General features: G+C 36.4%; 17 protein-coding genes and 1 tRNA gene. All 18 read left to right on the top strand.

The features are described 5' to 3' along the window. Positions 1-10: 10 nt before the first annotated feature. The 18 genes from fdhF to wbaP all read left to right on the top strand — a co-directional run bounded on the left by fdhF (position 11) and on the right by wbaP (position 19,094). Positions 11-2,767, top strand: coding sequence for a formate dehydrogenase subunit alpha (gene fdhF, locus ACY2V1_RS00915; RefSeq protein WP_461832910.1), 2,757 nt, complete (start codon positions 11-13; stop codon positions 2,765-2,767). Between the two features lie 170 nt (positions 2,768-2,937). Beyond that, the gene (locus tag ACY2V1_RS00910) at positions 2,938-3,609 is read left to right on the top strand and encodes an HAD family hydrolase (protein WP_461832909.1); all 672 of its coding nucleotides are present in this window, start codon (positions 2,938-2,940) and stop codon (positions 3,607-3,609) included. Between the two features lie 10 nt (positions 3,610-3,619). Beyond that, positions 3,620-3,841 (top strand): HypC/HybG/HupF family hydrogenase formation chaperone, encoded by a 222-nt coding sequence (locus ACY2V1_RS00905; RefSeq protein ID WP_461832908.1) that lies wholly within the window; start codon positions 3,620-3,622, stop codon positions 3,839-3,841. Positions 3,842-3,874: 33 nt separating this feature from the next. Continuing rightward, entirely contained in the window at positions 3,875-4,111 is a 237-nt protein-coding gene (locus tag ACY2V1_RS00900) for a hypothetical protein (protein WP_461832907.1), read from the top strand. 30 nt (positions 4,112-4,141) lie between these two features. Next, positions 4,142-5,551 carry a DegQ family serine endoprotease gene (locus ACY2V1_RS00895; RefSeq protein WP_461832906.1) on the top strand — a complete coding sequence of 470 codons (1,410 nt, stop codon included), beginning with the start codon at positions 4,142-4,144 and terminating at the stop codon, positions 5,549-5,551. A gap of 7 nt (positions 5,552-5,558) precedes the next feature. Then, positions 5,559-6,407: a 4-(cytidine 5'-diphospho)-2-C-methyl-D-erythritol kinase gene (gene ispE, locus ACY2V1_RS00890; RefSeq protein WP_461832905.1), complete on the top strand. Its 849-nt coding sequence runs from the start codon at positions 5,559-5,561 to the stop codon at positions 6,405-6,407. Next, positions 6,398-6,469 (top strand) — tRNA-Gln (locus tag ACY2V1_RS00885). The genes ispE and ACY2V1_RS00885 overlap by 10 nt, the downstream gene beginning before the upstream one ends. 123 nt (positions 6,470-6,592) lie before the next feature. Continuing rightward, positions 6,593-7,537, top strand: a complete 945-nt coding sequence (locus tag ACY2V1_RS00880) for a ribose-phosphate pyrophosphokinase (protein WP_461832904.1) — start codon at positions 6,593-6,595, stop codon at positions 7,535-7,537. Positions 7,538-7,569: 32 nt separating this feature from the next. After that, entirely contained in the window at positions 7,570-8,187 is a 618-nt protein-coding gene (locus ACY2V1_RS00875) for a 50S ribosomal protein L25 (RefSeq protein ID WP_461832903.1), read from the top strand. 58 nt (positions 8,188-8,245) lie between these two features. Continuing rightward, the gene (gene pth / locus ACY2V1_RS00870; RefSeq protein WP_461832902.1) at positions 8,246-8,866 is read left to right on the top strand and encodes an aminoacyl-tRNA hydrolase; all 621 of its coding nucleotides are present in this window, start codon (positions 8,246-8,248) and stop codon (positions 8,864-8,866) included. A gap of 109 nt (positions 8,867-8,975) precedes the next feature. Continuing rightward, positions 8,976-9,479 carry a CarD family transcriptional regulator gene (locus ACY2V1_RS00865; RefSeq protein WP_461832901.1) on the top strand — a complete coding sequence of 168 codons (504 nt, stop codon included), beginning with the start codon at positions 8,976-8,978 and terminating at the stop codon, positions 9,477-9,479. Between the two features lie 131 nt (positions 9,480-9,610). Further along, positions 9,611-10,858, top strand: a complete 1,248-nt coding sequence (rho, locus tag ACY2V1_RS00860; protein ID WP_461832940.1) for a transcription termination factor Rho — start codon at positions 9,611-9,613, stop codon at positions 10,856-10,858. Positions 10,859-10,879: 21 nt separating this feature from the next. Beyond that, on the top strand, positions 10,880-12,247 hold the full coding sequence (locus ACY2V1_RS00855) for a M48 family metalloprotease (RefSeq protein WP_461832900.1): 1,368 nt from the start codon (positions 10,880-10,882) through the stop codon (positions 12,245-12,247). 188 nt (positions 12,248-12,435) lie between these two features. After that, positions 12,436-12,780 (top strand): preprotein translocase subunit YajC, encoded by a 345-nt coding sequence (gene yajC, locus ACY2V1_RS00850; protein ID WP_461832899.1) that lies wholly within the window; start codon positions 12,436-12,438, stop codon positions 12,778-12,780. A gap of 18 nt (positions 12,781-12,798) precedes the next feature. After that, positions 12,799-14,397 (top strand): protein translocase subunit SecD, encoded by a 1,599-nt coding sequence (gene secD / locus ACY2V1_RS00845; RefSeq protein ID WP_461832898.1) that lies wholly within the window; start codon positions 12,799-12,801, stop codon positions 14,395-14,397. A gap of 27 nt (positions 14,398-14,424) precedes the next feature. After that, positions 14,425-15,495: a protein translocase subunit SecF gene (gene secF / locus ACY2V1_RS00840; RefSeq protein ID WP_461832897.1), complete on the top strand. Its 1,071-nt coding sequence runs from the start codon at positions 14,425-14,427 to the stop codon at positions 15,493-15,495. A gap of 63 nt (positions 15,496-15,558) precedes the next feature. Then, on the top strand, positions 15,559-17,457 hold the full coding sequence (locus ACY2V1_RS00835) for a peptidase U32 family protein (protein WP_461832896.1): 1,899 nt from the start codon (positions 15,559-15,561) through the stop codon (positions 17,455-17,457). Positions 17,458-17,642: 185 nt separating this feature from the next. Then, complete coding sequence (wbaP, locus tag ACY2V1_RS00830) at positions 17,643-19,094, top strand: undecaprenyl-phosphate galactose phosphotransferase WbaP (protein WP_461832895.1); 1,452 nt, start codon at positions 17,643-17,645, stop codon at positions 19,092-19,094. Positions 19,095-19,377: the final 283 nt, after the last annotated feature.

The raw sequence follows: 19,377 nt of genomic DNA, 5'->3' as shown, positions 1-19,377 counted from the left end.
AGCCTTTTTTATGAAGTGCAGAATAAATGGGATAGAGTGTGAATTTAATCCTGGACAAACAATTTTAGAGATCGCCACGAGATATAATATATTTATACCGACCTTGTGTTATTTAAAGAAAAGCTCAACTCCAACTGGTAAATGTAATATATGTGCCGTTGAAATTGCAGGTAAAGACGAGCTTGTTAGGGCCTGTGTTACAAAAGCAGAAGATGGAATGGAGATACTAACTGAAAGTGATAAATGTATAATCCACAGAAGGAAAATTTTAGAGAATTTGCTAGCAATGGGGTATCATGATTGTCCAACCTGTCCTGTACCAGGAAGTTGTGAACTACAGGATCTGGTTTTTAGATATGGTGCAAAAGGTATTGACTTTACAAAGGCGAAAAAGGAATATGTTGTAAAATATATCACGCCTTTTATTAGATGGGATTCTTCTAAGTGTGTTCAATGTGGACGCTGTATTCAGGCCTGTTTTGATGTTCAGGTCAACAATGCCATCCGGGTCTTTGAAGTTGATGGAGAGGCAAAAAAAGTTGAAGATAAGGAGTTTGAAGACTCGAGGGTGGAAAGTAAAAAAATTATTGAAAGATTGAAGGCGGATTTTAAAGAGCCAATTTTACCTGCACCAGATGAAAATTTTTGTGTAAGTTGTGGAGAGTGTGTGCAGGCGTGTCCAGTTGGTGCATTGAAATCTTCCTATGAGTGGCTTGGTCCAAAAAAATGGGAAATGAAAAAGGTTGTAACTACTTGTTCATACTGTGGAGTGGGTTGTCAGCTGGAGTTGTATGTAAAGGATAACAGAGTATTTTTGGTCAATGGAGCTAACAGAGCACCAAACTATGGATCTTTATGTGTTAAAGGCAGGTTTGGATTTAGATTTATAAGTGCTGATGATAGGTTAAAGAAACCGTTGATAAAAGAAAATGGAGAGTTTAGAGAGGCCTCGTGGGATGAGGCTTTGGATTTTGTTGCCAAGAGACTCAGTGAAATTAAAACAAAGCATGGTCCTGATAGTATCGGAGTTTTTGCCTCAGCCAGGATTACAAATGAGGAAAATTATATACTTCAGAAATTTACAAGGGCAGTATTAGGTACAAATAACATAGACCATTGCGCGCGTCTCTGACACTCTTCAACAGTGGCCGGTCTGGCCGCTGCATTTGGTAGTGGTGCAATGACCAATAATATTGGAGATTTAGAAAATGCAGAGGTGATTTTAGTAACTGGTTCCAACACAACTGAAAATCACCCGGTGATTTCAACCTTTATAAAGAGGGCTGTAAAACATAAAGGAACAAAGTTAATTGTTGTTGATCCAAGAAAGATCAAATTGACTGAGTTTGCTGATATCTGGCTTAGGCAGAATCTTGGCACTGATATCGCCTGGATCAATGGGATGATGCATGTGATCATAAAAGAAGATTTGTTGGACAAAGAATTTGTGGATCAGAGGACTGAAGGATTTGAGGAACTAAAAAAGGTAGTGGAGAAATATACGCCAGAATACGTGGAGAAAATAACATCTATTCCAAAGGAAAAACTCATTGAAGCCGCTAGGATGTATGCAAAGGCTAAATCTGCTGCTATTTGCTACACGATGGGCATTACGCAGCATATAACTGGAACAGATAATGTAAAATCCCTTGCAAATCTTGCAATGTTGTGTGGGAATTTAGGCATCCCAGGTGGTGGTGTTAATCCCTTAAGGGGACAGAATAATGTACAAGGCGCCTGTGACATGGGGGGATTACCCAATGTATACACTGGCTATCAGGTGGTTACAAGTTCTGAGATTAGAGAAAAAATGGCTAAGGCATGGGGCGTTAGCCAGTTGCCAGATAAAGTGGGTTTGAAAGTCACTGAAATGGTGCCAATGGCCTTAGATAAATCAATTAGGGCATTATATATTGTTGGTGAGAATCCAATTGTCTCTGATGCTGATATTAGCCATGTTAAGAAGGCCCTGGAGAATCTGGATTTTCTAGTGGTGCAAGATATATTTTTGACAGATACAGCAAAGCTTGCAGATGTAGTACTTCCAGCTGCAGCATTTGCAGAAAAGGATGGTACTTTTACAAATACTGAGAGACGGGTATCCCGTGTACGTAAGGCTATAGAGCCTCCAGGAGAGGCCAAAGCAGATCATGAGATAATTTGCGAACTTGCCACTCGTATGGGATATAAGATGGAATATAGCTCTGTTGAGGAGATTTTTGAAGAGATAAGAAAGGTTACCCCATCTTATGCAGGTATAACCTTTGATCGGATAGAGAAAGAAGGATTGCATTGGCCGTGTCCAGATGAAAATCATCCAGGCACGCCAATACTGCACACAGAAAAATTTCCAATTGGAAGAAGCAAGTTCCATGCTATAGAATATCTCCCACCTGCTGAGTCAGTAGATGAAGAATATCCGCTATGGCTAACAACTGGAAGGATCTTGTTTCAATATCATACTGGAACCATGACCAGAAGGGTTGAGGGATTAAATAAAATAGCCCCAGAGTGTTTTGTTGAAATATCTCCAACGGATGCTGCCACGTACGGATTATCAGATGGTGACATGGTTGAAGTAGCATCTAGAAGGGGAAAGGTTGTGGCAAAGGTGAAGGTTTCTCATAGGGCCAGGGACGGTGTTGTATTTATGCCATTCCATTATAGTGAAGCTCCTGCCAATATGCTTACCAATCCTGCTTTGGATCCAGTGGCAGGTATTCCAGAATACAAGGTCTGTGCAGTGAAGATTGCAAAGGTGGCCTAGGCAGATATCTTTTGCCCTAGCCACCTTTTTGTATTGTGTTTTTTCCAATTATGCCTTAATATCTCATCCACAGCAGATTGGTTATTTTATGCATTTTCCAATTATTTTCATCTAAATTGATAAGAAGCTTACTCAGAATCTGTTGCAAATTTAGAGTATGGTATTTATTTATGAGATTTAAGGGAATAATTTTTGATTTTGACGGTACTCTGGCAAATTTGACCATTAATTTTGATAAGATTAAACGCAAGATTTTGTTACTTAAGGATATTTTTGTAAAGGACTGTGGGGTAGATATACAGGTCCCTGATTTGCCTTTGCTTGAGTGTATTGAAAAATTAACGGAAGATTTTAAAAAATTAGATGGGGATTTGGCCAAAGAATTTAATACCAGATGTAGGTTAATACTCGTTGATATGGAAATGAGGGCTGCTAGACGGGGAAAGCTCTTTGATTACACGTATGAAATACTGGATAAGTGCAAGAAAAATGGTGCAAAAGTAGCTGTGGTCACCAGAAATTGCACCCCAGCAGTTAAGATGGTGTTTCCTGATATAGAAGACACAATTGACGTGTTTTTGCCAAGAGAAGAGGTTTTACGGGTAAAACCTGATCCAAATCATATTGAGACAGCCCTTAAAAAACTTGAAACAAAAAAGCAAGAATCTATAATGATAGGCGATCACCCAATAGATATTATCTGTGCAAAAAGAGCAGGTGTCATTAGCGGAGCAGTGGCAACAGGTAACACTCCAATAGAAGACCTAAAAAAGGAACACCCTGATTTTGTAGCAAAGGATTTACTTGAGTTATTTGCTAACTTAGAAGAGAATATGAATTAAGGAGATACGTATGTGTATAGCAGTGCCTTTGAGGGTTGAAAAGATTGAGGATGAGGTTGTCTATTGTAAGGTTGGAGAGGGAACAGTTCAGGCTTCATTGCTTTTGATGGATGAAGAAGTGAAAGTTGGAGATTACGTCCTTATACATGCTGGTTTTGCCATTAGACGGTTGGAAGAAGAGGATGCAAAACAGACCCTTGATCTTATAAATGAAGCCCTGCAACCTAGTTAGAAAAATATGCGTATACAGTTTTAGGAGGCTATTATGAAATATTTAATCTTTGAAGATTTTTCAGGAGATGTTATCCCAATTTTGTTTCCAGAAAGGATTCTCCACGAAGAGATAAGGGAACAGATACCCTATTCCAAAGTGATCTCGGGGGGATATGTATTTTTAAAAGATGGAAAATTTATATGTAAAGGCAAAGTTAAGGAATTAAAAATCAGTGCATATGATGAGGATGCTGAAATAATAAACCGTTTTTTTATTTTTTCAGAATAAAGTTATACCAAGATTTGGAGGTGAAGTGTTATGAGAAAATTGATCTGTTTTATTATCTCGTTATGTTTTGTGACTGTGGCATCATCTTCTTATGCTTTTTTTGATAATAATAAATTGCCCAGTTTTAGTGAGCTTGCTGAAAAGGCCAGCCCTGCAGTTGTTAATATCAGCACTGTAAAAGTTGTTCAAGTCTCCAAGAGACTCAAAAGATTCTTTTCTCCATTTGGTGAGAACGATCCATTTAATGAATTTTTTAAAAAATTTTTTGGAGAAATTCCAGAGTCAAAGAGAAAAGAACATGCCCTTGGCTCTGGTTTTATAATTTCTCCAGATGGATATATTGTTACAAATAATCATGTTGTGTCAAAGGCAGATGAGATAACGGTTATATTAAAGGGTGGGAAAAAATCTTTTAAAGCTAAAATTATAGGAACTGATCCAGAGACAGATCTGGCCTTGTTAAAAATCGATACCAAGGAAGATCTTCCCTACTTGACTTTTGGAGATTCTGAGAAGATGCGCCCAGGTGATTGGGTTATTGCCATAGGCAATCCATTTGGTCTAGATCACACTGTTACAGCAGGGATAATAAGTGCCAAAGGCAGGGTGATTGGTGCAGGACCATATGATAACTTTTTGCAAACAGATGCTTCCATAAATCCAGGAAATAGCGGAGGTCCACTTTTAAATCTAAAGGGCGAAGTTATTGGTATAAATACAGCAATAGTTGCTAGTGGACAGGGTATTGGTTTTGCCATTCCAAGCAATATGGCCAAGCAAGTGATTGAGCAGCTAAAAAAATATAAAAAAGTAAAGCGGGGATGGCTTGGGGTTACCATTCAGGATGTGGACATAAATACTGCAAAGGCCCTTGGTCTAAAAGAACCAAAAGGTGCCTTGGTTGCATCGGTATTAAAAGGTGAGCCTGCTGATAAGGCTGGAATTAAGGTGGGTGATGTTATAATTGCTGTTAATGATAAACCTGTTTCAGATTCCCACGACCTAACTAGAAAAATAGGACTTTTGAAACCCCATTCTAAGGCCAAGATCACTGTGTGGAGAAATGGTAAGGTCAAAGAATTTTGGGTCAAGTTGGGTGAAAGAAAGATAAATATGGCAATGGGTGAGGAGGAGGCTCCAGAAGGCCAGGCTGGCTATATTCTGGGTATGAAAGTTAGAGAAGTAACTCAGCAGGATGTGGATAAATATAATCTGGATAGTGATAAGGGATTACTTGTTTTAAATGTAAGACAAGGCTCAAAGGCAGATGAAGCAGATATCAGGGTTTATGATATTTTGTTAAAAGGGAATTTTAAAGAATTAAATACAGTTGGTGACTTGAGAGAAGTAATTGAGAAAGATGGTAAGAAAAAAGGAGCGCTTTTACTTCTTATAAAAAGAAAGGGACAGACAATTTTTAGAACTATTCCTTTGAAGTAGAAAGGTTATGGTAGAATTGCTCTGTCCTTCAAAGGTAAATATCGTCCTTAAGGTCTTGGACAGAAGGGAAGATGGATACCACGATCTTGTTAGTATCTTTCTTCCCTTAAAAAATCCCCATGATAAACTCTATATTGAGAAGGTAGATAAGAAGGGACTTAACTTAAAGTGTAATATAAAAGAGTTAGAATATAACAATATCATCCATAAAGCTTACGTACTATTTGGAGAAAGTACAGGACTCTGGCCAGGATTAAATGTTAGTCTTGAAAAAAATATTCCCATAGGAAGTGGTCTTGGAGGAGGAAGTTCTGATGCTGCTACCCTTTTGAGGTTTTTGGGGAATTACTTAAAATGTGAGCATAAAGAGAAAGTTTTATTGGATATTGCCAAAAGGTGTGGCGCAGATGTGCCATTTTTTTTGAAATCAAAACCAGCACTTGTGGAGGGTATAGGAGATAAAATCAAAGAGATACAAGTCAATTTCCATAGACAATATATAATAGTCTTGTGTCCACAAGTTTGTATCTCAACAAAATGGGCATATAGAGAACTGGATAAAAAAAGAGAAACTCTTGATTCCAATTCCTTGACAATTGATACTTTTGAGATTAAAAACATGACCCACTTTGGATACAGATGGTGGTCAAACGACTTTGAAAATGTGGTGCTAGAGACCTATCCTGATCTTTTAAAGATTAAATCCAGGTGTTATAAATTAGGCGCGAGAGCTTGTGTGTTGAGCGGAAGTGGTTCAGCCATAGTGGCATTGTTTGCTGGACTTGATTCCATTAATATGGTAAAAAATTTTTTTGAACAGAGGGGAACGAGAGTATTTGTCAATAAAGGGGTGTAGCCAAGTGGCAAGGCAACGGGTTTTGGCCCCGTGATGCGGAGGTTCGAATCCTCCCACCCCTGTGTTATAATTCTAGAAAAGAAGGGGTCTTAGAAATTTCCCTTCTATAAATCACGCCTAAAAAAATAAATTGATTCCGTAAGTTTTTATTATTAACAAAAAAATCTTAGGAAGATTTTGTAACAATGGGTAGGAATGGAACATTGAAATTAGTTACTGGAAATTCAAATTTGTCTTTAGCAAAGGCAATAGCAGAGAATTTAGACTGTCCCCTGACTCCACGAATAGCCAAGCCTTTTAGTGATGGTGAGATTCGAATAGAAATAGGGGATAATGTTAGGGGTAGCGATGTATTTGTAATTCAGTCCACCTGTAAGCCGGTTAATGACAATCTTATTGAATTGTGTCTCATGTTAGATGCCTTAAAAAGGGCCAGTGCTAAAAGGATTACTGCTGTTGTGCCATATTATGGATATGCTAGGCAGGACAGAAAGGTTATTCCTCGTGTACCAATTAGCGCAAAGATGGTTGCTGATTTTATATCAGTTGCAGGGGCCAGCAGATTGCTCACAGTAGATCTTCATGCAGCTCAGATCCAGGGTTTTTTTGATATCCCTGTTGATAATCTCTATGCATCAAAGGTGCTACTTGAATATTTAAAGGAAATAGAAGAAGAAAAGGTGGTTGTTTCTCCAGATGCAGGAGGTATGGAAAGGGCAAGGGCCTTTGCCAAGAGGCTTGACTGTGGTCTGGCAATAATAGATAAACGCAGGGATAAGCCCAATCAGGCTGAGGCCATGCATGTTATTGGAGATGTAAAATTTAAGTTGGCTATAATTGTTGATGATATGGTAGATACAGCAGGTACTCTTATGACTGCTGTGGATGCTTTGCTTGAAAATGGTGCAAAAGGGGTTATAGCCTGTGCCTCACATCCAGTTTTATCAGGTCCAGCAGTGGAAAGGATCTCAAAATCCAATATTGAGAAGTTAATAGTGACAGATACAATACCACTCACTAAAGAGGCGAGAGAATGCGGTAAAATAGAGGTGGTTTCTATTGCTGCTCTAATTGCTCAGGCTATTAATAACATACATAATGAGTCGTCTGTAAGTGTATTGTTTACATAATTTATGTAAAATTTTTTTAAGGAGATATACAAATGGTTGGGGAATTTGTTCTGGAAGTTGAAAAAAGAGAAGGAAAAGGAAAGGGTGTAGCCAGAAAGCTTAGGGCCAAGGGATATGTCCCTGCTATATTTTATAACAATAAAGGGGAAAATATCCCACTGACAGTTAAAACATCCCAGTTTGAAAAGATGTATTCACAGGTACATAAGACAAAGATAGTTGACTTAAAGATAAAAAATGGAGGAGAAGAAGAGACCAGGCATGCCTTGATCTGGGATGTTCAAAGGGATCCTGTGAAAAATTTTGCCTTGCATGTGGATTTTTTGGGTGTGGATCTGTCCGAAGAAGTGTATGTTGATGTCTCTGTTGTTCCTGTTGGTAAGTCCAAGGGAGAAGAAAGAGGGGGTGTGTTAAACGTGTATAGGGAGACCATACCAGTTGTTTGTCTCCCAACAGCAATTCCTGAAAAGATTGAGATAGATGTATCTGAGCTGGATATCAATGACAATGTCCATGTAAAAGATATAAAACTACCTGAGGGTGTTAGACTAGATGATGTTGAGGATAATTTTGCTGTGTTAGGAGTTGAGCCACCAGAGAAGGAAGCCACTGAAGAAGAGGAAGAATCTGAAGAAGCTGAAGAGGCCTAGTATTTAACTTCCCTCTAATGTATCCACTCCAAAAAATTTTTTGTCCTAAAAAAAACAAGTGAAAGAAAGATATTTGATAGTGGGCCTGGGAAATCCAGGCCCAGAGTATGAAACCACAAGACATAACATTGGATTTTTATTTGTTGACCATCTAAAAGACAAAAAAGAGGTCTTTGTCCGGAGTCTGCACAAAAATAAAATTTGTGAATCCTTTGAGTTGGCAGATCCGATAATTCCGGGTTGTATAGTAGCAAAGCCCCTTACTTTTATGAATCGCAGTGGTATAGCTGTAGCGGAGATGGTTAGACAGTTTAATATCTTCCCCCATAATATAATAGTTGTTCATGATGATCTTGATATTTTATTTGGACGAATGAAATTTAAATTTGGGGGGTCAGATGCAGGTCACAATGGTATTAAATCTATAATAAATAGCCTTGGTACCAGGGATTTTTTTAGAATAAGAATAGGTATTGGAAGACCATGTCCAGACGAGAAAATGACCATAACTGAATGGGTGTTGTCCCCTTTTAAAAAAATTGAGTTAAGGATAATAGAGAGAGTTTTGGATGGTACTATTGAAGGCATTTACCGGTTTTTTTTAGAAGGTAAGGATAAAGCCTTAAATTTTATTAATGGTTTCAGGGTAGAAAACTTTGACCAATATAATCTAAAATAGTGGACTAAAGAATTGTTTTCATGTAAACTTGCCTGCACTGTCGGGGGCCTATTTTATATTGAGGTAATATTTTTTTTGATAGGGGTTTATTTAAAGGGGGCTTAAACAAGTGTTTAAAAAAAATCAATTAGTTGTATACCCAGCTCAAGGTGTTGGAATAGTAGAGAGTATAATGGAAAAGGAAGTTGGTGGTATTAAGACTAATTTTTATATTATTCGTATTCTAAGCAACAATGGTACAGTGATGATCCCTGTAAATAATGCCAAAAATGTTGGACTCAGATGTGTCTGTGACCCTGAATATGGGCAAAATGTGTTGAAATATTTGGCAGATTGGAGCGATTTTAAAGGTTATGCGGGACAGAACTGGAATAGGCGATATAGGGAATATGCAGAGAAATTAAAAAGTGGTGATTTGGTTGATGTGGCATATGTTTTAAAGGAACTCATCCTAATATCTCAGGATAAGGAATTGTCCTTTGGGGAAAGACGTCTTATGGAGCATGCAATGTCTCTAATAACTACTGAGTTGTCTTATTCTCTAAATAGGGATAAAGAAGACATTAAAGACGAGATCAATAGAATATTTAAAGACATCATTCAAACAAAATAAATAATTCCTTCAAAAATAACCATCCATAATATAGCTAAAAAAGTTCTTTTATTAAATAAAGCATGGCAGTAGGAAATTTTTATTCAATTCAAAAACTATCTTAAGAGGAAAAGTATATGAATCCAAAAGTGATGAATCTATCTGAGATGAAGAAGAAAAGTATGGATGAGTTGATGAGACTTGCATCTCAGTACAACGTGGAAAATCCAAGTAGTCTCAGAAAACAGGAACTGATTTTTGCAATTCTTCAGGCTTATTCTCAAAAATATGGTAATATTTATGGAGAAGGGGTATTGGAAATACTTCCTGATGGTTTTGGTTTTTTGAGGTCCCCCTTATACAACTATATGCCTGGTCCAGATGATATCTACGTTTCTCCTTCTCAAATTAGAAAATTTGGTTTGAGAAAGGGGGATGTTATATCAGGTCAGATAAGACCCCCTAAAGAGGGAGAGAGATACTTTGCCCTCCTTAGGGTAGAACAGGTGGGATATGGACCTCCTGAATATTCCAAGAATTTGGTTTTATTTGATAATTTAACACCTGTTTATCCAAATGAAAAATTTAAGATAGAAAATGGTGGTGAGAATTATTCTGCACGTATAGTTGATCTACTCACTCCAATTGGCAAGGGCCAAAGGGGACTAATAGTTGCTCCGCCTAGGACAGGAAAGACTGTTTTACTTCAGACAATAGCCAATTCCATTATGGTAAATCACCCAGAGGTTTTTTTGATTGTGTTACTTATAGATGAGAGACCAGAAGAAGTAACTGATATGGAGCGTACAGTAAAAGGTGAGGTTATAAGCTCTACCTTTGATGAACCACCCAACAGACATGTTCAGGTGGCTGAGATGGTATTGGAAAAGGCAAAGAGGTTGGTTGAGAGAAAATATGACGTTGTGATATTGCTTGATAGTATTACGAGACTTGGCAGGGCATATAATGCCATTACCCCATCTTCAGGCAGGGTTTTATCTGGTGGTTTAGATGCCAATGCACTCCAGAGACCAAAGCGTTTTTTTGGAGCAGCGAGAAACATAGAGCAGGGAGGAAGCCTAACTATTATTGCAACTGCCCTTATAGATACTGGTTCTAGGATGGATGAGGTAATATTTGAAGAATTTAAAGGAACAGGCAATATGGAAATTTATCTAGATCGTTATTTAGCAGAAAAGAGGGTATTTCCTGCAATTGATGTAAATAGATCTGGGACCAGAAAAGAGGAACTCCTTTTAGATAAGGATGTGTTAAACAGGGTTTGGATACTTAGAAAGGTATTGGCTACCATGAGTCCTTTAGATAGTATGGAGTTTTTGTTGGATAAGATGAAGGGCACAAAAAGTAACAGGGAATTTTTGGATATGATGAATAAATAGATAGATGGGAGAAGGTTTTTATTGAAGAGGAAAATAATTGTCTTTTTAATAATTTTAGTATGGATAAATAAAATATCTTTTGCCTCATTGGGCGATTTTACCATATCTGATGAAGCAAAGCTAGGTAAAAAATTTTATGTCTATATAACCACTCATTTTCCAATAGTATATGATCCATACATTGTAAATTATATTAGAGGAGTTGCAAATAGACTCAAATCTGTCCTTCCTCCTCAACCATTTGATATAACAGTTGATGTTATTTACAATTCTCAAATAAATGCCTTTGCTGGACCTGGTGGACATGTATTTGTATACACTGGCATAATTGCCCTTATGGATTCTGAGGCTGAACTTGCATCTGTTTTGTCCCATGAATTTGCCCATGTGACGCAGAGGCATATTGCAGCTAGTATAAAAAGGCAGAAATTATTTACCATAGGCTCTCTGGTAGGAGTATTGGCTGGTGCACTTGTGGGAAGTTCTGTAGGTCAAGCTGTTGCAGTAGGTTCTGTTGCAGGCGTTCATAGTGCAATCTTAAAATATACAAGAAAACAAGAAAGAGAGGCAGATCAGGTGGGCATTCAATATCTTGTTAAAGCAGGTTATCCTCCTTCTGCAATGGTTGGAGCTTTTTTAAAATTAAAAAAGCAAAAGATCTTATCTGGAGAAAATAGCGTGCCTCCATATTTTTTGACTCACCCAGGAATTGAGGAGAGGATATCCTATTTAGAACATATGCAAAAGTTTATTCCATCAAAAGGGAAAACAAGATCAAATAAAGAATTTGAAAAAATTAAAGCCCTGGTGCTAGCTCACTATGTAGATCCAGATCTGGCCCTGGATCTTGCTCACAGATTAAAAGATCAGTGCTGTAGAAGATTAGTCAAGATATTTGTGTTGGTTAAAAAAAATAAGATAAAAGAAGCCGAACAGCTAATTAGAAATGACTATTGTGAAAAGAGACTTGAGTTCTGGTATAGGGAAAAAGGTAGATTTTATTTTAAACTTGGGAAAATGGACTATGCCCTGAAATATCTAAATAAGGCTATAGAAATAAACAATAAAGATTATTTTGCCCTTTATTTTAGAGCAAGGATATATGGAGACAAGCAAAGACCTAAGCTGGCAATTGATGATTTAAAAAAAATTTTAAAATTTGTACCCTTTGATAGTGAAATACACACAATATTAGGCCGAATTATGGGAAGATATGTATCCCCCTTTTACGGATATATCCACTATGCCTACGCAGCCCTATATAGCGGGGATAAGGATAGAATGAATAAATATTTGAGTAGAGCAAAATCCCTTGCTAAATCAAATCAAGAAAAAAATGCGCTAAAAAAATTTGAGCAGGAGTATAATAAATGGAAGAAATACTGGTAAAAACTTGACACCCTTTATTTTTATAGGATATCTGGTGTGAAGTTTTAAATGTAGTTAGTGGTATATTGGTATATTGGTTAGTGGTTTTTCACCAATACACCAATACACCAATACACTAATACACCAATATACCAATACACTAATATTATTGGCAATTAATTTTTTAACCTTTGAACAAGGGAGTTGTTATGTTTTTTGAATCTATAGCCTTTGCAATGGCACAACCACAGGGTGGAGCTGGTGCTCAGAATCCAATCATGGCTTTTATGCCTTTGATAATTTTATTTGCAATTTTTTATTTTTTACTTATTCGGCCCCAACAAAAAAAGGCAAAAGAGCACAGGCAGATGTTGGAGAGTTTGAGAAAGGGGGATGTGGTTATAACAAGTGGTGGTCTTTATGGTCGGATAGTGGATATAAATGGAGATGAGTTGTCCTTGGAGGTAGCAAATAAGGTAGTGGTGAAAGTAAACAGAAATTTTATTTCTGCCATGGCTTCAAGTCGCAAGAGAGAAGAAAAAGGATCTAAATAAAATTAGAGGAAGGGGAAAATGTTCGGGAACTTAAGGGTGCGAGTTGTAGTTGCGTGTATAGTCTTGGGTTTTGGTCTTTTATTTGCTCTACCTTCTTTTATATCCAAAGAATCTACATTGGCAAAATTTTTACCTGACAACAGGGTTAAACTGGGATTGGATCTCCAGGGTGGGATCAATTTGGTCCTGGGAGTTGACATGGATAAGGCCATATCAAATGCCCTTGAGCAGATAGGTGAAGACATAAGGGCAGAGGCCAGGAAAAAAGGAGCCATAATCATTCGTCCTCGTGTAATAGGGAAAGATCAACTTTCATTTTATCTAGTAGATGGAGATAAGGCTCAAATAGTGGATGATATAATTAAGAGGTATTTTAATTCACAAATTAAGGTGCTCAAAATTGAGGACATCAAAACCAGGAAAAAGTATTTAATTACCCTCAAAGAGGAATACAAAAAGAAGCTGAAAGATTTAACTATTGATCAAGTCTTAAAGGTTATTAGAAACAGGATTGATCAGTTTGGAGTAGTTGAGCCAGATATTAGAAAGTTAGAAAATTATAGGATACAAGTACAACTTCCAGGTATTGAAGATGCCGAGCGTGCTATAAATATTATCAAAAAAACAGCACATCTTGAATTTAAACTTGTGGATGATGGGGTTAGCAAAGAACAGATAGAAAAAGGAGATATCCCCATAGACGATGAGGTCTTATATCTCTATAGAAAAAGACCAGATGGATCTTATGCAAAAGAGCCCATTGTAGTGAAAAAGACTGCAGTTCTTACAGGAGATTATATCACAGATGCCTCTGTTGCCTTTGATCAATTTAATCAACCATATGTTACCTTGAGTTTTAACAGGCAAGGTGCCAGGATTTTTGAACGTATAACTGGAGAAAATGTAAATAAAAGGCTGGCTATTATCCTTGATAACAAGGTGTATTCAGCACCAGTTATCAGGGAAAAAATAAGTGGTGGAAGGGCGTCAATAACTGGCAGATTTACCTTAGAAGAGGCCCATGATCTTGCTATTGTTTTAAGGGCTGGTTCCCTGCCCGCTCCAGTACATGTACTTCATGAGTCATCTGTTGGGCCGTCTTTAGGAGAGCAATCCATAAGACAGGGGCTCACAGCAATATTGGTGGGAGGTGCGCTGGTCTTTATTTTCACCATAATTTACTATGGTGTGGGCGGGTTAATAGTTGATACACTCCTTATCCTAAATCTTATATTGGTAATTGCCGTGCTAGCAGGTTTTGGCGCAACATTGACAATGCCAGGTATTGCAGGACTTATTCTGTTAATTGGTACTGCAGTTGATGCCAGTGTACTTATTTTTGAGAGAATCAGGGAGGAATTAAGAAAAGGTCTTCCTCCTCAAAAGGCTGTGGAAATAGGTTTTTCTAGGTCAACGTTAACTATAGTAGATGCCAATTTAACTACTATACTTGCTGCAATAATTTTATATCAATTTGGTAGTGGACCTGTTCGTGGATTTGCTGTGACTCTATCTGTTGGTACATTTGCTTCTATGTTTACAGCTATTTATGTTTCAAAAATATTTTTCGCCCTGTGGTTAAAAAAAGTAAAGCAGGGTGCGAGCTTTAAATTATAAAACTTGAAGTTGGGGGATACATAAACCATGGGTATAGAGCTGATTAAGCCAGATACAAATATTGATTTTATGGGCAAGAGAAAGCTGGCTGCTTTTTTGTCCGTTTCACTAATTTTAATTGGGCTAATAAGTATAATTGTTAAGGGTGGATTAAATTACGGGATTGATTTTGCTGGCGGGATTAATATCCAGGTCAAATTTTCACAACCATTAGATGTAAAAGAGATAAAAAAAGTTTTAAAAGATGCTCATCTAAAAGGTTTAAGGGTCCAGAGATTTGGGCAAAAGGACTTAAATCAATATTTACTTAGAGCAGGGGTCTCAGATGAACAACCTGAGATTATTAGACATCGGGTAGCGGATTGTCTGAAAAAGTTAAAAGTACCTTTTGAAATACAACGTCTTGAGATGGTTGGACCAAAAATTGGTTCAGAGCTAAAAAATAAGGCCCTTGAAGCGTTGTTTTACGCTGTGTTGTTGATATCCATTTATATCTCAGGGAGGTTTGAACAAAAGTGGGGAACTGCAGCCATAATGGCTATTGCCCTATCAACAGGGGTATATATTTTAAAGCTCCTTCATATGCCTATTTCAATTTTGATTATTGCTGCTATTATTATTACTCTGGTCTTATGTTGGTATCTTAAATTAAATTATGCGCTTGGAGCTGTTGTGGCCCTTATTCACGATGTAATGATCACTGTTGGATTTTTCTCCTTATTTAACAGGGAGTTTGATTTAACAGTGGTTGCAGGCCTTTTGACTATTATTGGATATTCTTTAAACGACACAATAGTGATATTTGACAGGATAAGAGAAAATTTAAGAGGGCCTAAAAAGAAGAAGCCCTTATTTAACATTATAAATGACTCAATAAATCAAACACTTAGCAGGACACTACTTACTTCTGGAACAACACTGTTGGTTGTTTTGTCCATGTTGGTTTTAGGTGGAGGAGTAATCTTTAATTTTGCCCTTTCTCTTTTTATAGGAATAATAGTTGGTACTTATTCTTCAATTTATATAGCAGGCTCTATTCTTCTAGGCATAGGACCTACTCCTGAAAAACGGCATGATAGTGCCCATCAACCTGCGTAAGGAAAGGGGGAATATAATTCCCCCTTTTTTTATTTAAATATTGCCTGAATTATGGATGGTAAGTTGCCTGAAATTTTGTCACCAGCAGGTGACAAAGAGTGTTTTTTTGCTGCTATCTCAGCGGGTGCAGACGCAGTTTACGTGGGATTAAAAGAATTTTCTGCCAGGGCCAAGGCAACAAATTTTGATATAAAAGAACTTATTACCCTTAGGGAATTTGCACATTTAAAAGGGGTCAGAGTATATGTAGCTTTAAATTCTACTATACGGGAGGACGAACTCCCCAGGATTTATTACTATTTAAAAGAGTTAGATAAGTTTGTGAAGCCTGATGCATTGATCATTCAGGATCCAGGCCTTTTAAATTTAATCCACAAAAATTTTGATTTTGAAATCCATATCTCAACCCTTGCCAATGTGTCGTTAGGTTCTTCATTTGATTATTTAAAAAAAATTGGTGTTCAGCGTGTAGTAGTGCCAAGGGAATTTACAATTGATGAGATGAAATATTTGGCTCAAAATTGTGGAGATGTTGGGCTAGAAGTATTTGTCCATGGAGCACTTTGTTATGGTGTGTCTGGCAGGTGTTATTGGTCCGGGATGCTTGGTGGAAAGATGGGACTTAGGGGAGAATGTGTGCAACCATGTCGACGTACATACAGATTTAATAATGTGAAGGGTAAGTATTTTTCATGCAGGGATTTGGGCCTGGATGTATTAATAAAAATACTTATGAAGATTCCTCAGGTAGTGAGTTTTAAGATTGAAGGCAGAAAAAAAAGTCCCCATTATGTCTATTTAATAACAAAGGCCTACAAGATTTTAAGAGACAATATAAATGATTCTAAGGCAAAGAAATTGGCAATGGAATTAATTGAAATGAGCCTTGGAAGGCCTACTACCCACTATTTTTTCCTCACCCACAGAAAATATAACCCTATTGATCCATACAGAGAATCTGCATCAGGATATGAGATTGGGAAGACTTCTAAGTCAAAGGGAAAGGGTTACATAAGACCTAAAATAGACCTAATGCCGGGTGATAGGATAAGAATTTCCTATGAAGATAAAAAAGGCCACAACATAATAAAAATTAATAGGTTTGTTAAAAAAGGAAAAAAATATCCTTTACATATCAAAACACACGCAGGTCAGCCTGTGTTTTTAATAGATAGAAAAGAATCTAAACTTGTAGATGAGATTGACAAACTAAGAGGAGAGTGGTTGAAGATAGCCGATAATAAAAACAGATATAAATATAATCTAGGCGAGTTAAGACCCATAAACACAAGGATCATTCCTAAGAAGTCAAGACTTCCCATTGTCTATCTCACTGTGTACAGAGATGCATCTATGGTTAGAAGACACAAAAAAAGAACAACTGGTATATGGGTCTTTGATCCAGATTTCGATCCTGAATTTTTGCCAAAGGATACCTGGATATTTATGGAGCCAGTTCTCTGGCCAGAAGATGAAGATAGATGGAGAAAATGTATTAATAAACTTGTGTCCAAAGGTGTTAAATTTTTTATATTTAATTCTGTGTTCCATGCATCTCTTACCTGTTTGGATACTATATATGCATGGCTTGGACCATTTTCAAATATAACAAATAGTGAGGGTTTAAATTTGGCATTTGATATGGGATTTAAGGGAGCAGTTTTATCTCCAGAATTAAAAGATGTTAATTTACTTACAGAGATAGCAAAGGCATCCCCTATTCCTTTAGGAGTATTTGTAAAAGGTCTTTGGCCTTATACAATTTCCAGGACAAAGCATGAAGAAATTCCTCTCAAAACATATATATACAGTCCAAGAAATGAACCCATGTGGATGGATAGAATGTATAGAAACTACTATTTATTCCCAAAAAAAGAAATTAATTTAAGTTCTAAAATAGAACTTTTGAAAAAAGCTGGCTTTAAGTTGTTCCTGGAATTTGCACCTAATTCTTTGCCTTGACCTTGCTAGATTCTCCAACAGATTAATTGAGAACTTTTTGTAAACTCATATTAAGAAGTTATTATTGTTGAAATTTTAATAGGAAGAAGTTATTATTTACAATGTCTATTAAGTTCCATTTAATAGTAACTTGATTGAAAGTCAAAATTGTTAAATCCACTGTTGCCGGCTATGAGTTGATCAATATGGGGCTGAAAAAAAAGTATAATCTCAAATTGTTGTATTTATTTTTACTCGTATTTTCTGATTTATTGGCCTATCACATTTCTCTTATTTCAGGATTTTTTGTTAGAAAGTCCATAATTTCGCATTTTTTCTCCCAGCTTCCTTTATTTGATCATTCTCTTCGTTTTTATGTTTTATTGTGGTGGATGCCTCTTTGCTTTTTTTTCTTTATGATACTTGAGAATGTTTATGCCAATAAAATATCGTATTGGGAAGAGTTAAAAAGAACATGGAAGGCTATTTTAATAGCATCTGTTGTTGTATTATCTGGAATTACATTGCAAAAATTGGGAGCAAAAGTTTCAAGAATAGTACTTCTTCTGTCTTTTTCTTTTAATTTTTTTACAATTCCTTTTATTAGAATATTCACAAAGCGAATTTTATTTTCTATTTTACCTATTCAAGAAAAAGTGGTAATCCTTGGCGCAGGAAGAGCAGGCCTTGCAGTTGCAAGGGGTTTTAAAAGAGATAAATGTTATTATTACAAGATTATAGGCTTCTTAGATGACCATAAAACAGGAGAGGTGAATATTGAGGGAGAAAATTATCCAATTTTAGGAAGGATTAATGAAATTTTTAGATTGGCAGATAAAGAAAATATACATACAGCCATTTTAGCTATGCCTTCTATTGGTAGTGAAAAAATAAAACAGCTTTTTATAAAAATTAGACATTATGTACCAAATGTTTTAATTGTTCCAGAACTTCAGGGAATTTCATTGATAACATCTGAATTAGATTATCTTTTTTATGAAGAAATATTTTTGTTACACACAAAAAATAATTTGGCCAATCCAATTAATAGAATATTAAAAAGGATTTCAGAATATTGTCTTATAATTCCAATATCAATATTATGCATGCCAATTATGATAGTTATTGCACTAATTATAAAATTAACATCTCCAGGTCCAATAATATACACACAAAACAGAATAGGGCGAAATGGGAGACCTTTTAAGATCTATAAGTTTAGGACCATGTATAGGGATGCAGAAGAAAGATTAGAAAAGATTCTTCAAGAAGATCCTGAGGCAAGAGAAGAATGGAAGTTAAACTTCAAATTAAAAAAAGATCCAAGGGTTACCAAAATAGGTTATTTTTTAAGAAAGACCTCTCTAGACGAGCTCCCTCAGCTTTTTAATGTTATTAAGGGGGAGATGAGTTTAGTTGGACCAAGGCCTGTGACAGAGGAAGAATTAAAGGAATATTATAAAGAAGATGGAGAATTTTATAAAATGGTAAAACCAGGAATTACTGGTCTTTGGCAGGTTAGTGGTAGAAACAACACATCTTATGAACAAAGAAAAAAGTTGGATGTATGGTATATCCAAAATTGGTGTATCTGGTTAGATATTGTAATACTTTTACAGACTTTTAAATCTGTAATAAAGGGAGAAGGGGCGTATTGATAAGAGTAAAATTACCGCTCAAGCAACAACTCCATTCCTTTTTCGTATATTCTACTGTTTCCAGTTACTTTAAGCTCCAGGGGGTCATAAAACAAAATTTCTTTTTCCGTCCATTTATCTATTATTGGCAAATACTCGCTATCTTCTTCTCCTATCTTAGTCGATGCTTAAAAAGTATATAATTCACTGAAAATACTTGCTAATTTGTCTTAATTAATGTAATATAATCTACCAGAAAAGGCTAAAAATCTGTAAAAAACTGGTCGAAAAAGTTAAAAAATGA

Source organism: Desulfothermus sp., from assembly GCF_053993635.1.
The sequence above is the reverse complement of the archived record's forward strand: the minus strand, read 5'-3'. Positions and strand labels throughout refer to the sequence as shown.

Bases quoted from the DNA above. Each gene is read 5' to 3' on its own strand.
- ACY2V1_RS00910 (WP_461832909.1), top strand. From the start codon at position 2,938: ATGAGATTTAAGGGAATAATTTTTGATTTTGACGGTACTCTGGCAAAT.
- ACY2V1_RS00880 (WP_461832904.1), top strand. From the start codon at position 6,593: ATGGGTAGGAATGGAACATTGAAATTAGTTACTGGAAATTCAAATTTG.
- wbaP (WP_461832895.1), top strand. From the start codon at position 17,643: ATGGGGCTGAAAAAAAAGTATAATCTCAAATTGTTGTATTTATTTTTA.
- secF (WP_461832897.1), top strand. From the start codon at position 14,425: ATGGGTATAGAGCTGATTAAGCCAGATACAAATATTGATTTTATGGGC.
- ACY2V1_RS00875 (WP_461832903.1), top strand. From the start codon at position 7,570: ATGGTTGGGGAATTTGTTCTGGAAGTTGAAAAAAGAGAAGGAAAAGGA.
- ACY2V1_RS00905 (WP_461832908.1), top strand. From the start codon at position 3,620: ATGTGTATAGCAGTGCCTTTGAGGGTTGAAAAGATTGAGGATGAGGTT.
- yajC (WP_461832899.1), top strand. From the start codon at position 12,436: ATGTTTTTTGAATCTATAGCCTTTGCAATGGCACAACCACAGGGTGGA.
- ispE (WP_461832905.1), top strand. From the start codon at position 5,559: ATGGTAGAATTGCTCTGTCCTTCAAAGGTAAATATCGTCCTTAAGGTC.
- ACY2V1_RS00895 (WP_461832906.1), top strand. From the start codon at position 4,142: ATGAGAAAATTGATCTGTTTTATTATCTCGTTATGTTTTGTGACTGTG.
- secD (WP_461832898.1), top strand. From the start codon at position 12,799: ATGTTCGGGAACTTAAGGGTGCGAGTTGTAGTTGCGTGTATAGTCTTG.
- rho (WP_461832940.1), top strand. From the start codon at position 9,611: ATGAATCTATCTGAGATGAAGAAGAAAAGTATGGATGAGTTGATGAGA.
- ACY2V1_RS00900 (WP_461832907.1), top strand. From the start codon at position 3,875: ATGAAATATTTAATCTTTGAAGATTTTTCAGGAGATGTTATCCCAATT.